Consider the following 14,738-nt stretch of genomic DNA (forward strand, 5'->3'; position numbering starts at 1 on the left):
CTGTGCCCAGCGCGCTGCCAAGGGAGAAGGGGGAGGCGCCACTCTGACTGGTTGCCGTACCGGTCAGGGCATTGGCCGCCGGGGTGAGCTGGCTGGCGGGGGTCTGCCAGCCCTGCATAGCGGTTGGCCAGGTCGGTGCCGTGCCCGCCAGATTTTCGCCGAAGGTCAGGGTGGTGCCATCCCCTTTTTGCAGCAATACCGACATCTGGTTGGTTTGCGAGTTCCACACCATCCCCGCCTGCTTGGCGATATCCGGCACGGGCGCATACTCGGAGACCACATAGAAAAGCGGCCCCTCCTGCTGTAACTTGTCGGCAGTCTTGAGCAACTGCATGGTGCTGTCGTAGTTGGGGCCAAGGATGGCGGTCATCCGATCCTTGATCAGGGGTTGTTCGAACAGATTGACCTCGTTCGGGTCAAAGCCGACCAGCGGCTTGAGCAGGGCCCACATCAGCTGGCTGGTGGGGCTCATCATCAGCAATGGGGCAACGCAGGCGGACAACATCAGGCTCAGGCAGGCCGCCTGAAGCAACGGCATGATACGCATTGGGATAATATCCAAATAACGATTTGATAAATAAGGTTATATTTTGTCATGGCGTGACAAATTCACCGGAAGTTTGCGCGTGGCAGCGAGAGACTGCCCGCAGGCGCTGGCAGGCTACCATATTGGTTCCACAATGCCAGCAGGCAGTATGATTGTCAGTCAAGTAAACCCCGGGGCTGGTCGACTCTTCGAGAATGCCTTCCATCGAAACAGGATCCCTCTCATGAAAAATGTACTGCTCTGCCTGCTGGCCTCCCTCTGGCTCGCCCCCGCTCTGGCCGCGTCCAAAACCACTGTGGTGGGCGAGTCTGCCAGTCCCGAGCTGGTGTTGCCGCTGGGCTCATTGCCCGAGCGGGTCTGCTGGTTTGCGGATCAGAAATATTCCGAAGGGGCCCGTATTCTGCAGGGAGATATCTGGCTGGAGTGCGGCCCGCAGAACGACCTCGAGAGCAATGGCCCGTTGGCCTGGCGCTCTCCTGCGGTGGTGTTGCCTGCCACCCGTGGTGCGAAAGATCAAAAGACGATTTCCGTGGGTCAGTGAGGCTTTTCTTGATCCAGCTAAAGACATGGACGTGATCCCTGTCGCATAATGCAGCTCCTTTCTTCTCTTGGCTGGAACCTAAGAAATGGCTCGTCGCTCTTCCAATGCACAACGTCGTCGCAGTAGCTGGTGGTACAAACGCCTGTTGGCAAGGGAGCGGGAAGAGCGCGAAGCGCGTTCCGTCCGGGATTGATACAGCAGTGAAAACAGAGCCTTGGGCTCTGTTTTTTTATTTATCAAATACCGTCATGACGAGAACGGGGGCCATCAGGCCCCCGTTTTGTTTTTGCAGATTTTTCCTGCTTGCGACTTAGCGCTGCAAGGCGGCCAGTGCCAGTTCGACTCGTTTGGCGTACTCGGGGTCGGCCTGCTCGAAGTGTTTGAGCTGGGCTGCGACGATGGCGTCATCCTCCACATTGATAAGGGAGCGGGCCAGGTTGGCGGCGAGCCGTGAACGCTGCCCCTCGTCCATGATGCGGAACAGGTTACCCGGCTGGCTGTAGTAGTCGCTGTCGTAGTCACGGAAGTCGTAGTGCAGGGCGGCCCCTTCCAGACTCAGCGCCGGTTCGTGCTGCTCGCTCGGCTGCTGGGTGCCGAAACGGTTCGGCTGATAGTTGGGGCTGGCGCCGCCATTGCTGTCTGCCCGCATGGCACCGTCACGATGGGCACCGTGATGGAACGGGCAGCGCGGGGCGTTGACCGGCAGCAGACCGTGGTTGACGCCGAGGCGATAGCGCTGGGTGTCTCCGTAGGAGAAGAGCCGCCCTTGCAACATGCGATCCGGCGAGAAGCCGATACCGGGCACCACGTTGGCCGGGGTAAAGGCGGCCTGCTCCACATGGGCGAAGTAGTTGTCCGGGTTCTGGTTGAGCTCCAGCACGCCCACCGGGATCAGCGGGTAGTCGCTGTGTGGCCACACCTTGGTGAGGTCGAACGGGTGGATGTTGTAAGTCTGGGCGTCGGCCTCCGGCATCACCTGCACATAGACCTTCCAGCGTGGGAAGTCGCCCCGCTCGATAGCGTTGAACAGATCCGCCTGACTGGTCTCCCGATCCTGCCCGACGGCGGTAGCGGCCTCTTCATCGGTGTAGAAGCTGTGGCCCTGCTCGGTCTTGAAGTGGAACTTGACCCAGAAGCGCTCGTTGGCATCGTTGATAAAGCTGAAGGTGTGGCTGCCGTAGCCGTTCATCTCCCGCAGGCTCTTGGGGATGCCGCGATCGCTGAACAGTATGGTGACCTGATGCAGGGATTCCGGATGGCGTGACCAGAAGTCCCAGGCGGCGGTGGCGCTGCGCAGGTTGGTGCGCGGATCCCGCTTCTGGGTGTGGATGAAGTCAGGGAATTTCAGCGGATCGCGGATGAAAAAGACCGGGGTGTTGTTGCCCACCAGATCCCAGTTGCCCTGTTCGGTATAGAACTTGAGGGCGAAGCCGCGCACATCGCGTTCGGCATCGGCGGCGCCCTTCTCACCGGCCACGGTGGAGAAGCGCAGGAATACAGGCGTCTGCTTGCCGATGGCGCTGAACAGATCGGCCTTGCTGAACGCTCTGATGTCGTGGGTCACGGTAAAGGTGCCGTAGGCGCCCGAGCCCTTAGCGTGAACCACCCGCTCGGGAATGCGCTCGCGGTCGAAGTGGGCGAGTTTCTCCATCAACCAGATGTCTTGCATCAGGATGGGGCCGCGCGGACCGGCGGTGAGGCTGTTGTTGTTGTCGACGACGGGGGCGCCGTTGGCGCTGTGCAGGGTCTTGTCAGTCATGGCTTCTCTCCTTGTTGATATGGGGTCAGCCTACGGATCTGCGCCGTGCTCGGCCAATGGGCCTTGCCTCGCTCTTTGATAGGCAAGGCAAATCGGTGTTGCTGGGGGATGTGTAACCGCGCCGGATATTGCATGATGGAGGCTTCGAGAAGGAGCCTCATATGCAGATTACTATCCGTCATGCCGAACCCGCCGATGCCCCCGCCTTGCGGGATCTTTACGCCATGCCCAATGCCCAGGCGGGCACTCTGCACCTGCCCACACCTCCCCTTAGCCAGTGGCAGAAGCGGTTGGAGAGCAGTGATGTGGTCGCCTTGGTGGCGGAGGCCGATGGGAGGCTGGTGGGCCAGATCTCCTTGCACGTAGAACCCAATCCCAGACGCAAGCATGTGGCCGGGATCGGCATGGGAGTGCGGGATGACTGGGCTGGCAAGGGGGTTGGCTCTGCCCTGATGGCCGCGGCGCTGGATCTGGCCGATAACTGGCTCAACCTGCACCGGATTGAGCTGACCGTCTATACCGACAATGAGCCCGCACAGGCGCTCTATCGCAAGTTCGGTTTCACGCAGGAGGGGTTGGCCCGTGACTATGCCTTCCGCCAGGGGCGCTATGTGGATGCACTCTATATGGCCAGAGTTGCGGGGAGCGCCAGTCGCTAACGGTATGGTCGACTATCATGCCAGATTGCGCCCGGTGATCCGGGCGCTGGAACAGAATCCCGATCTCTCCATCGAAACGCTGGCAAGCAGTGCCTGCTTGTCTTTCTACCATTTTCACCGGGTGTTTACGGCTGTGGCGGGGGAGACGCCCGGGGAGATGTGTCGTCGTCTGCGCATCCAGCGGGCTGCTTGGCAGCTCTGCTATTCCGATGCCAGTGTCACGGCCATTGCGTTGGGGGCGGGGCTCGCCAGCTCCCAGTCGTTTGCCAAGGTATTTCGCCGTTACTATGGTTGCACGCCGGGAGAGTTTCGCCGCGACAAGAGCAAGAATGGACACTTGATGAGCAAGGATGGACACGCACTTGTGCTGCCTAATCCTTATGCTGAGGGTCACTCATCAGCAAGGAGTAATACCATGAAAACCATCGAGATGGACGCCCGCACTCTGGCTTATATACGTGTCACCGGCCCCTATGGCGAGGGGTATGGTCCCGTTTGTAGTCAGCTGCATCAGTGGGCCAGCGCCCGCGGTCTGGAAGGTGGGGAGTGGATCTTCATCTATCACGATAACCCCGAGGTGACTCCGCCAGCCCAGTGTCGCACTGACATCGGGGTGACGGTGCCTGCGGGGACGGTGGGGATGGGGGCGGTCGAGATCCAGATTATTCCCGCCGGTCGTTACGCCCAGTCCCGTTATCTTATTACCGACCGCAGTCAGTATGGCCCTCGTTGGCAGGAGCATATCGGCGACATCGTTGCTGCCGGGCTGGAGTTTGGCAATGGTCCCTGCTTCGAGCTTTATCACAGCATGAGCGATGACCCTGTGCAGGACGATGTCAGCTTTTGCTCCAGCCTAAAGGGGTAGGGCACAACAAGACGCAAGGGATGGTACAGAACGTCGCGCAGAAACGAGAGAGCCGGACAGTGTCCGGCTCTTGTGCATCTGGCGGATGGGGCAGCGGTTAGCGCTGGAACCCCTTCTGGGCGAACTTGGGTCTAGCATTCATGATCTGCTCCACCTGCTCGTCGCTCATCTTGCCGCGCGACAGTCCTAGCACCTTGTAGGTGAGCAGCGGTCGGGCGGGCAGGGCGATCATCAGGGCGCGGATCTGGTTCTCGTCATCCTTCTCCCGGGTCGGCTTGCCGTAGGCGTAGGTGAGGACGCCGGCATCCATCAGGTTTTTGACGGCGGGTTCGGTGATCGGCAAGTTTATGACGCTTTTACGCTGCAGCACGAACTCGCGCAGCACTGCTTTCTCGTTGAAGTCGAGGAAGCCGATCATCTGGGCCAGCTGGTCCTGCTGACGGCGCGCCTGCCACTCTTCACAGGCCCACTCCCAAGCGATCAGGAAGCCCTGACTGCAGAAGTAGGAGATGGCGATCAGCATGCCGACCCCCAGCCAGGCCGCATGATCCGCAGCCCACTGGCTGACGGCCCCTTTCATCAGCCCGGCCGGAAACAGCAGAATGATGCTGCAGCAGAGCAACAACCAGACCATCAGCCAGTTGAGGCGGTTCAGGTGATAGAAATGTTGGATCCACCGTTTCATTGTTCATCCTTCCCAAACTGTTGTGGATAGTGAACTACCTACAGCAATCGGTGTGCCAACAGCGCAATGGCGGCGGGGAGGGGGCGCTGGCGAGGTTACATTCCCTTACAACTTATTGAATGAGTTGTTATTAATTTGCCTTGTGAGGCGGCGGTCGAGTTGCTAAAACGTCCCCTCAGTCATTGGGGAGTAGCAACCCGCCCGCATTCCGGGCCGGGCCCATGTCAACACTCTTGGATCCTCGTATCCATGGCATGGGCGGCGATAGGCACTATCGCTCTGCAAGACCTTTGGCCTCGATATGCACGCCAGCCGGGCGAGCCATGTCGGGTCCATTGGTTACTCTGCTCGCCTGGCGGTATCTATTATGTTGATTACCCTGCTGTTATTTCTCGTCTCTGCGGTCACCATCTACCTTGCCTGCGAATACTTCGTCAACGGCATCGAGTGGACCGGCCACCACTTCAAACTCTCCCAAAGTGCCACTGGCTCGCTGTTGGCAGCACTGGGCACGGCCCTGCCCGAGTGCATCGTGACCCTCACCGCCCTGCTGATGGGCAACACGACCGCCCAGCAGGAGATTGGCATTGGCGCCGCCCTTGGCGGGCCGCTGGTGTTGGCCACCATCGGCTATGCAGCGGTCGGCCTCACCCTGCTGCTTTGCATGGGGCGTACCGAGCGCGCCATCGACGGCTGGGTGCAACGGGAGATTGGGCGGGATCAGCGCTGGTTTATCGGCATCTTTCTGGTGGCGACCGCGCTGGGGCTGGTCGCCTTTACCGGCAAGAGCTGGCTGGCCCCGCTCTTCCTGCTGGTCTACCTCGTCTATGTAAGGCGCGAGCTGAAACAGAGTGACAGCCACGAAGTCGAATTGCCGGAGCCCCTCAAGCTGGCTCCAAATGCCGGGATCCCGCCCCTTGGCAAGGTGCTGCTGCAGACGCTGGCTGCGTTGGTGGTGGTAGCGCTGGCGGCCCAGCTGTTTGTCCATCAGCTGGAGAGCATGGGCGAGCTGTTTGGTCTCTCGCCGGTGCTGGCGGCCCTGCTGCTGAGCCCGGTGGCTACCGAGATGCCGGAGCTGATGAACGTGCTGATCTGGGTGCGGCAGGGCAAGAACCGGCTGGCGCTGGCCAATATCTCCGGGGCCATGATGATCCAGGGCACTATCCCCAAGGCGTTCTGTCTGCTGTTTACCCCATGGCTGCTGGATGGCGCCATGATGGCCTCCTCGCTGGTGACGTTGCTGGCGGTGGGGTTGCTCTGGTGGGGGTTCAGAAAGGGAGTGATGACCGCCGGGCGGTTGGCGCTGGTGGGCTTGCTCTATCTCGGTTTCTGCGGCTGGCTGCTGGTGAGCTGAAGCGGGAAGCGCGGATATGAAAAAGCCCCCTTGGCAGGGGGCTTTGTTGTATCGGTTGGGGCGGTGCTTACAGCGCGGCGATCTCGGCCTGCTGGGCTTCCAGCTTGGTCAGCTGGAGACGGTAATCTTCCAGCTTCTCGCGCTCTTTGGCGATGACCGCTTCCGGCGCCTTGGCGACGAAGGCTTCGTTGCCGAGTTTGCCTTCGATACGGCCGCACTCGCCCACCAGACGGGCAACCTCTTTGGCCAGACGGGCCAGTTCGGCATCCTTGTCGATGAGACCGGCCATCGGGATCATCAGCTCGGTGGCACCGATCAGCTTCTTCACTGACAGCGGGGCGGTTTCACCGTCCGCCAGTACGCGGATAGATTCCAGACGGGCCAGCGACTTGAGGAAGGCTTCGTTGTCGGCGGCACGCTGGGCATCCTTGGCATCGCACTGGAGCAGCACGTTGAGGGGCACGCTCGGGGCCACGTTCATCTCGGCGCGGATGTTGCGGATGCTGACGATGAACTCCTTCACCCACTCCTGATCCGCCATCGCGGCTTCGTCCACCTTGGCGGCATCGAACTCCGGGAAGGCCTGAATCATGATGGTGTCGGCGTGTACGCCAGCCAGCGGGGCGACCGATTTCCAGATGGTCTCGGTGATGAACGGGATGATCGGGTGCGCCAGACGCAGCAGGGTTTCGAGCACAGTCACGAGGGTGTGGCGGGCAGCGCGCTGCTCGGCCTCGGAACCCTTGGTCAGTACCGGCTTGGTCAGCTCCAGATACCAGTCACAGAACTGGTTCCAGATAAATTCGTACAGCACGCCAGCCGCGATGTCGAAGCGGTAGGTATCGAGGGCGGTACGGAAGTCACGGATGGCCACTTGCAGCTGAGACTGGATCCAGCGATCCGCCAGACTGAACTGCATCTCGCCGCCGTTGAAGCCGCAATCCTGATCTTCGGTGTTCATCAGCACATAGCGGGAGGCGTTCCACAGCTTGTTGCAGAAGTTGTTGTAGCCGTCCAGGCGCTTCATGTCCCAGTTGATGTCACGACCGGTAGAGGCCAGCGCGGCCAGAGTGAAGCGCAGGGCGTCGGTACCGTGGGCATCGATCCCTTCCGGGAATTGCTTGGCGGTACGCTTGGCGATCTTCTCGGCCATCTGCGGCTGCATCATGTTGCCTGTGCGCTTCTCCAGCAGGTCTTCCAGCGAGATACCGTCGATCATGTCGAGCGGGTCCAGCACGTTGCCCTTGGACTTGGACATCTTCTGGCCCTCTTCGTCACGGATAAGACCGGTGATGTAGACGGTCTTGAACGGGACTTGCGGCTGGCCGTTTTCGTCCTTGATGAAGTGCATGGTCATCATGATCATCCGGGCAATCCAGAAGAAGATGATGTCGAAGCCGCTCATCAGCACGTCGGTCGGGTGGAAGGTCTTGAGTGCCTCGGTGTTGTTCGGCCAGCCCAGAGTGGAGAAGGTCCACAGGGCGGAGCTGAACCAGGTGTCGAGCACGTCTTCGTCCTGACGCAGTACGGTTACGGCCGGGATGCTGTGCTTGGCGCGCACTTCGTCTTCGCTGCGGCCAACGTAGACGTTGCCGGCGTCGTCATACCATGCCGGGATGCGGTGACCCCACCAGAGCTGACGGGAGACGCACCAGTCCTGAATGTCGCGCATCCAGGAGAAGTACATGTTTTCGTACTGCTTCGGCACGAACTGGATACGGCCATCTTCCACCGCCTCGATGGCGGTCTTGGCCATCGGAGCCACGCGCACGTACCACTGGTCGGTCAGCATCGGCTCGATGGGCACGCCACCGCGATCGCCGTACGGCTGTTGCAGTACGTGATCCTTGATCTCGTCCAGCAGACCCAGCTCTTCCAGCTTGGCCAGAATCGCTTTACGGGCAGCGAAGCGCTCCAGACCGGCGAACTCGGCCGGCAGGGCGGCGTCGTAGGCGGTGCTCGGGTTGCCGTTGGTGTCGACCACTTCGGCCTCGGCACGTACGTGGGCGTCCAGAGTGAAGATGTTGATCATCGGCAGGCTGTGGCGCTTGCCCACTTCGTTATCGTTGAAGTCGTGAGCCGGGGTGATCTTCACGCACCCGGTGCCCTTCTCCATGTCGGCGTGTTCGTCGGCAACGATGGGGATCAGACGGTTCACCAGCGGCAGCAGGATGTGCTGGCCGATCAGCGCCTTGTAGCGCGGGTCTTCCGGGTTCACGGCCACGGCGGTATCGCCCAGCATGGTCTCCGGACGGGTGGTAGCGACGATCAGGTAATCTTTGCCTTCGGCAGTCTTGGCGCCGTTGGCCAGCGGATAGCGCAGGTGCCACATGTGGCCCTTGATCTCGCGGTTCTCCACTTCCAGATCGGAGATGGCGGTGTTGAGTTTCGGATCCCAGTTCACCAGACGCTTGCCACGGTACATCAGGCCATCTTCGTAGAGACGAACAAACACTTCCTGCACGGCTGCGGAGAGACCCTCATCCATGGTGAAGCGCTCGCGCTCCCAATCCACGGAGTCGCCAAGACGGCGCATCTGGCGGGTGATGGTGCCACCGGACTCTTCCTTCCACTGCCAAATCTTGTCGATGAAGGCATCACGGCCGTAATCGTGGCGAGTTTTGCCCTCTTCTGCGGCGATCTTGCGCTCAACCACCATCTGGGTGGCGATACCGGCGTGGTCGGTACCTGCCTGCCACAGGGTGTTTTTGCCCTGCATGCGGTTGTAGCGGATCAGGGTATCCATCAGGGTTTGCTGGAAGGCGTGACCCATGTGCAGGCTGCCGGTGACGTTCGGCGGCGGGATCATGATGCAGAAGGAGTCTTTGCTGGTGTCGCCGTGGGGCTTGAAGTAACCCTGGGCTTCCCAGTGCTGATAGAGCGCCTGTTCGATGGCGTTGTGATTAAAAGTCTTTTCCATGGTCTCGCCGTAATCTGGATGGATGGAGTCTGGTGTTGATTCTTTATGGATCAATTGGTTGCAGTCATGGCTGCGCCGGATCCGGTGCGGCAAGGACGGGCTGATCCCTCATTTCGAGGGTATGGCCTGCCTGGCGATAGTGCTTGTAGCGCTCGCGGGCTTGCTGCTTTTGTGTTTCGTCAGTGGGGACAAAATCTACCACTTGAGCGAAGTGTCCTGCAAACAAAGGTGTCGCAGTGGCCAGATTGATGAGGCGGGCGTAGCGTCGTTTCGGTGGTTGATAGCCGATCTCCACCGGAGCCATGCCGCTTTCGCCTTGCAGCTGGTGCGGCACGAAGCGCTCCGGCGGCAGTTGCCACAACAGCTCGTCCAGGCGCAGGGCCTGAGCCTCATCGTCGCAGAACAGGTAGATATGGCCCGCCCCCCACGACTCGGCTGCAAGAGTGCAGGCCAGTCGCTCGACCGCAGAGGCCTGCGCGTCATCCTGTTCGCTCATCAGGTAAAAGGTCACTTGGCTCATCAGGTTGATCCCGTTTTGCGGTGACGGACTGTTGACCGCCTCATGAGGCTGACGGGGCGTTTCCCGTCCGCAGCTCACTGATTCAAGAATGAAACAAGGAAGAGGCGGGCCTCTTCCTTGTGGTTCAGGGTAACGCCAACCCTTCCGATGCAGCCATCGGCAGGGGCCGGAGAGTTACTCTTTCTCTTCGATATCCACGCCAGCCCGGTTCAGCAGGAACTGGGTCAGCAGGGGCACCGGACGACCGGTGGAGCCTTTATCCTTGCCACTCTTCCAGGCGGTCCCGGCGATATCCAGATGGGCCCAGTTGTACTTCTTGGTGAAGCGTGACAGGAAGGCGGCTGCGGTGATGGTTCCGGCCGGACGACCGCCGATGTTGGCCATGTCGGCGAACGGGCTGTCGATCTGCTCCTGATACTCGTCAAACAGCGGCAGACGCCATGCGCGATCGCCAGCCTGCTCGGAGGCGTTGAGCAGCTCGTGGGCCAGCGGGTTGTGGTTGGCCAGCAGACCCGAGGTGTGGTGACCCAGCGCGATGACGCAGGCTCCGGTCAGGGTGGCCACGTCGATCACGGTTTCCGGATCGAAGCGGTCCACATAGGTCAGCGCATCACACAGCACCAGACGACCTTCCGCATCGGTGTTGAGCACTTCGATGGTCTGGCCTGACATGGAGGTGAGGATGTCACCCGGACGATAGGCGTTGCCACCCGGCATGTTCTCGCAGCCTGCCAGCACGCCGATGACGTTGATCGGCAGTTGCAGCTGGGCCAGCGCATGCATGGTACCGAGCACGGAGGCGGCGCCACCCATGTCGTACTTCATCTCGTCCATGCCGTCGGCCGGCTTGATGGAGATGCCGCCGGAGTCGAAGGTCAGACCCTTGCCGACCAGCACGATGGGCTTGGCATCCGGATGACCCTTGTATTCGATGATGGCCATCATGGCTTCGTTGTCGGAGCCGCGAGCCACCGCCAGATAGGAGTTCATGCCGAGTTCGGCCATCTCCTGCTCGCCCACCACCTTGGTGGTGATGTTGTCGTAGGCATCGGCCAGACGACGGGCCTGGGAGGCCAGATAGGCCGGGTTGCAGACGTTGGGCGGCATGTTCGCCACGTCGCGGCAGACCCGCACACCCTTGGCCACGGCCAGACCGTGAGCGATGGCTTTTTCACCAATGGTCAATTCCCGACGCGTCGGCACGTTGAATACCAGCTTGCGCAGCGGGCGACGTGGCTCGGCCTTGTTGGTCTTGAACTGATCGAAGCTGTAGAGGCCCGCCTTGGTGGTTTCTACCGCCTGGCGCACCTTCCAATAGGTATCCCGACCCTTGACGTGCAGCTCGGTGAGGAAGCAGACCGCTTCCATAGAGCCGGTTTCGTTCAGGGTGGTGATGGTCTTGTTGATGATCTGCTTGTACTGGCGTTCGTCGAGTTCCCGCTCCTTGCCGCATCCGACCAGCAGGACGCGCTCGCTGAGCACGCCCGGTACTTGATGCAGCAGCAGCATCTGGCCTGGTTTCCCTTCCAGGTCGCCACGGCGCAGCAGCGAACTGATATAGCCATCGCTGATCTTGTCCAGTTGTTCGGCAACCGGAGAGAGGCGACGAGGCTCAAATACGCCGACTACGACGCAGGCGCTCCGTTGCTTCTCTGGACTGCCACTCTTTACACTGAACTCCATGGAATCTCCTACATCCTAAAGACAAAAGGCACCTTTTATTGAATAATGCGGTGCTTGTTGGGGTATCAGAGGCGGAGCGAACAGCCACAGGCTCCGCAGTTCAAACTGGTAAAAATCCAATATACGGCCCTATTTTTCAGGCATTCGACTAAAAACACAAGTTTACTTGGGAATGACTGTGATCGTTTTCCGATATTTGTTCAGGGAAACCCTGAAAACCCAGCTGGCAGTGTTATTCGTATTGCTGCTTATCTTTGTCAGCCAACAATTTATCAAGATCATCGGTGACGCCGCCGATGGCGAGGTGCCGACACGTCTGGTCTCCACCCTGCTGCTGCTCAACTTGCCCAATATGGCGTTGTTGATGCTGCCTATCAGTCTCTTTTTAGCCATTTTGTTTGCCCATGGTCGCCTCTACGCCGAAAGCGAGATGACGGTGATGCATGCGGTCGGCTTCAGCCACCGTTTCGTGATGCGCAGCGCCATGTTGCTGGCCTTGCTGACGGCGGTGGTCGCGGCGTTCAACACTGGCTGGATCGCCCCGCAGGCCAAGGAGCGCGAGTATCAGGTGATCGACGAGTTCAAGTCGGATCCGGGTATCTCCTTCCTGCAGGCTGGCCGCTTTATGGAGCTCGACAAGGGGCGTCTGGTTGCCTATATCCAGGATTTGAACGACAACGGCTCAAAACTGCAAAAGATCTTCGTGCTGCAGCGGGCGGAGGGGAATAATCCTCCCTCGGTGGTGGTGGCGACCGAAGGGGTGGTGACGGTCGACGAGAACGGTCTGCAGTGGCTGACCCTGATGGATGGTTCCCGCTACGAAGGGAACTTCTCCGGCAAGCAGTTCCAGATCTCCGATTTTCGCGAATATGGTCTGGTGATCCGCCAGCAAGAGATGGAGCGTTCCAACCGCAAGGCGGCGGCCAAGCCGACCATGGAACTGTTCGGTACCCAGGACAACGCCATGATGGCGGAATTGCAGTGGCGTATCTCGCTGCCCCTCTCCATTCCGGTGCTCACCCTGCTGGTGGTACCGCTGGCGCGGGTCAACCCCCGTCAGGGGCGCTACGCCAAGCTGTTGCCGGCCATCATGCTCTATCTCTCCTACTTCCTGCTGCTCAGCGCCGCCCGTTCGGCCATCGACAGCGGTCGGCTGCCCTACTGGCCGGGGATGTTCCTGGTGCCGCTCGGTTACCTGCTGTTTATCGGCCTGCCCCTCAATCTGCAGGGCACCAGCTGGTGGAACGGGGTGAAAGGGCGCTATTTCAACAGAAAATCAGCATGATGCTGCAACATAGGAACTTCTGCTGATGTTTGGCATTCTCGATAGATATATCGGTAGGGTCATCTTTATGTCGATCCTGCTGTGTGAAATCACGCTGGTTGGTCTGGCGGCGCTCATCAAGTATGTGGAGCAGCTCAAGTCGGTCGGTGACGGCAACTACGACATGATCAATGCCCTCTACTATGTGCTGCTCTCCATGCCCAAGGAGGCGGTGCTCTTCTTCCCGCTGGCCGCGCTGCTGGGTGGCCTGATTGGTCTGGGTCAGCTGGCGACCAGCTCCGAGCTGGTGGTGATGCAGGCGGCGGGTCGCTCCAAGATCAGTATCGTGATGGCGGCGCTCAAGACGGCGATCCCGCTGATGATCATGGTGGGGTTGATGGGGGAGTATGTGGCCCCCATCGCCAAGCGGATGGCAGATGACATCAAGGCGGGCGCGCTGTCCGAAGGTCGTCTGACGGTTTCCGCCTACGGGGTGTGGGCTCGCGATGGCAACAACTTCGTCAATATCAACGGGGTACGTAACGATGGCGCCCTCACCGGCATCACCCTCTATCGCTTCACCCCCGAGCGCAAGCTGATCGACGTGGTGCAGGCGCAGGAGGGGGTGTTCGAGCGTCACCACTGGCTGCTCAAGCAGGCCCAGGTTACCCGCTTCGACGATCCCGCGCAGATCCGCAGCGAGCAGCATGACAAGATGGAGTGGAGCTCGGAGTTGACGCCCAAGCAGCTGGGGGTGGTAAGTATCGACCCCGAGAACCTCTCGGTCTCCGGTCTGCTCGACTACATCGGCTATCTCGATGCCAACAAGCAGGATGCCGGTCGATACAAGTTGGAGATGTGGCGCAAATTACTGTCACCGCTCTCGGTGGTGGCGATGATCCTGCTGGCATCCTCCTTCATCTTCGGCCCGCTACGCTCGGTGAGCATGGGGGCGCGGATGCTGATGGGGATCATGACCGGCTTCGCCGTCTATGTTAGCGATCGGGTGTTTGGCCCCATCAGTCTGGTCTATGCGGTACCGCCGATTCTGGCGGCTATCGCGCCCAGCTTGCTGTTTGGCGGCATCTCCTTCTACATCCTCAGCCGCAAGCAGTAATCCGCACGAGATTATGAGGAAATGCAAAGAGGGCACCTGTTGGTGCCCTCTTTCGTTATTGCATTGACCCGGGATTACTTGTTCAACAATTCCAGATTTGCCTCTTTGCTCAGCACGATCACTTCGCACTCGGCCCAGATATCCTGAAACGCCCGCGGACGCTGGCGGTTGAACAGGCACATCAGGTTGCCCAGACCAAAGGCGGCGGTAGCGAGACGGATCAGCGCCTGGGTAACGCGGATGTGGCTGCCATCCTCGTTCTGAATGCGCAGCCGCCAGGCGCGCATGCCGACGGTCTGGCCAGCACGGGTCCAGAACCAGGTGTAGAAACCACAGATGACGAAGGCGAGCCACAGGGTGTAGATCAGGCTCAGGTGGTGGCGGGTCAGCAACCAGACGGTATCTTCACCCGCCGGTACGCTGGCCATGCCGGTGACCAGCAACAGCTTGGCGACACCCATGCCGATAAAGCCAGCGATGATCAGCAGCGAAGTCACCACCAGCGCATCATAGATGAGGGCGCCGAGGCGACGCAGCAGACCCGCTGACGGGTATGGCTTAGTGGCGGGAGAGGGGGATTTTTGTTGGACTTTTTTAGGCTTGGCCATCGTTTTTATTCCATTAAGATGATGGCGGCATTCTATGTAACTGGCCCCGCATCGGCAAGGCGTTGAATAAATGAACAAACGGGAGTGTTCAATCGAAAAACACCTTGCATGGCATCGCGCCATTCGTATAATCCCTCGCAGTTGCCCGGGTGGCGAAATCGGTAGACGCAGCGGATTCAAAATCCGCCGGTGAATAACCGTGTCGGTTCGAGTCCG

The 14,738-nt window shown here is 60.0% G+C and carries 12 protein-coding genes, 1 pseudogene and 1 riboswitch; of the genes and pseudogenes, 6 read left to right on the forward strand and 7 right to left on the reverse strand.

The features are described from left to right. Positions 1 to 547: pseudogene (locus L972_RS21820) on the reverse strand (hypothetical protein); the annotation flags it as partial. A 223-nt stretch (positions 548 to 770) separates the two neighbouring features. Here L972_RS21820 and L972_RS07960 point away from each other — a divergent pair. Continuing rightward, the gene (locus L972_RS07960; RefSeq protein ID WP_021231798.1) at positions 771 to 1,088 is read left to right on the forward strand and encodes a YnjH family protein; all 318 of its coding nucleotides are present in this window, start codon (positions 771 to 773) and stop codon (positions 1,086 to 1,088) included. Between the two features lie 310 nt (positions 1,089 to 1,398). On the opposite strand, the gene L972_RS07965 is transcribed toward L972_RS07960, so the two are convergent. Then, positions 1,399 to 2,847: a catalase gene (locus L972_RS07965; protein ID WP_047437328.1), complete on the reverse strand. Its 1,449-nt coding sequence runs from the start codon at positions 2,845 to 2,847 to the stop codon at positions 1,399 to 1,401. A 161-nt stretch (positions 2,848 to 3,008) separates the two neighbouring features. Here L972_RS07965 and L972_RS07970 point away from each other — a divergent pair, with 161 nt between their 5' ends. After that, positions 3,009 to 3,506 (forward strand): GNAT family N-acetyltransferase, encoded by a 498-nt coding sequence (locus L972_RS07970; RefSeq protein WP_047437331.1) that lies wholly within the window; start codon positions 3,009 to 3,011, stop codon positions 3,504 to 3,506. A gap of 4 nt (positions 3,507 to 3,510) precedes the next feature. After that, positions 3,511 to 4,371 carry an AraC family transcriptional regulator gene (locus L972_RS07975; RefSeq protein WP_047437334.1) on the forward strand — a complete coding sequence of 287 codons (861 nt, stop codon included), beginning with the start codon at positions 3,511 to 3,513 and terminating at the stop codon, positions 4,369 to 4,371. A 97-nt stretch (positions 4,372 to 4,468) separates the two neighbouring features. Here L972_RS07975 and L972_RS07980 read toward each other — a convergent pair whose 3' ends face one another. Next, a complete protein-coding gene (locus L972_RS07980; RefSeq protein ID WP_047437337.1) occupies positions 4,469 to 5,056 on the reverse strand; it encodes a superinfection exclusion B family protein in 588 nt (195 codons plus the stop codon). A 172-nt stretch (positions 5,057 to 5,228) separates the two neighbouring features. Then, a riboswitch (yybP-ykoY riboswitch) is annotated at positions 5,229 to 5,336 on the forward strand. Between the two features lie 87 nt (positions 5,337 to 5,423). Between L972_RS07980 and L972_RS07985 the strand changes: the two genes are divergently transcribed. Further along, positions 5,424 to 6,410, forward strand: a complete 987-nt coding sequence (locus tag L972_RS07985) for a sodium:calcium antiporter (RefSeq protein ID WP_047437340.1) — start codon at positions 5,424 to 5,426, stop codon at positions 6,408 to 6,410. Positions 6,411 to 6,477: 67 nt separating this feature from the next. On the opposite strand, the gene L972_RS07990 is transcribed toward L972_RS07985, so the two are convergent. The 3 genes from L972_RS07990 to pepA all read right to left on the reverse strand — a co-directional run bounded on the left by L972_RS07990 (position 6,478) and on the right by pepA (position 11,533). After that, complete coding sequence (locus L972_RS07990) at positions 6,478 to 9,330, reverse strand: valine--tRNA ligase (RefSeq protein WP_047437342.1); 2,853 nt, start codon at positions 9,328 to 9,330, stop codon at positions 6,478 to 6,480. A 64-nt stretch (positions 9,331 to 9,394) separates the two neighbouring features. Next, entirely contained in the window at positions 9,395 to 9,850 is a 456-nt protein-coding gene (locus L972_RS07995; RefSeq protein ID WP_005336425.1) for a DNA polymerase III subunit chi, read from the reverse strand. A 174-nt stretch (positions 9,851 to 10,024) separates the two neighbouring features. Further along, complete coding sequence (gene pepA / locus L972_RS08000) at positions 10,025 to 11,533, reverse strand: leucyl aminopeptidase (RefSeq protein WP_005336423.1); 1,509 nt, start codon at positions 11,531 to 11,533, stop codon at positions 10,025 to 10,027. A gap of 172 nt (positions 11,534 to 11,705) precedes the next feature. Between pepA and lptF the strand changes: the two genes are divergently transcribed. Together lptF and lptG are read left to right on the forward strand one after the other, a co-directional pair. Further along, positions 11,706 to 12,818, forward strand: a complete 1,113-nt coding sequence (gene lptF, locus L972_RS08005; RefSeq protein ID WP_005356742.1) for an LPS export ABC transporter permease LptF — start codon at positions 11,706 to 11,708, stop codon at positions 12,816 to 12,818. A 25-nt stretch (positions 12,819 to 12,843) separates the two neighbouring features. Next, the gene (lptG, locus tag L972_RS08010) at positions 12,844 to 13,914 is read left to right on the forward strand and encodes an LPS export ABC transporter permease LptG (RefSeq protein WP_047437345.1); all 1,071 of its coding nucleotides are present in this window, start codon (positions 12,844 to 12,846) and stop codon (positions 13,912 to 13,914) included. A gap of 74 nt (positions 13,915 to 13,988) precedes the next feature. On the opposite strand, the gene L972_RS08015 is transcribed toward lptG, so the two are convergent. Beyond that, the gene (locus L972_RS08015; RefSeq protein ID WP_047437348.1) at positions 13,989 to 14,522 is read right to left on the reverse strand and encodes an RDD family protein; all 534 of its coding nucleotides are present in this window, start codon (positions 14,520 to 14,522) and stop codon (positions 13,989 to 13,991) included. Positions 14,523 to 14,738 lie beyond the last annotated feature (216 nt).

This window comes from Aeromonas sp. ZOR0001 (genome assembly GCF_000801015.1).
In the GTDB taxonomy this organism is placed as follows: Bacteria; Pseudomonadota; Gammaproteobacteria; order Enterobacterales; family Aeromonadaceae; genus Aeromonas; species Aeromonas veronii.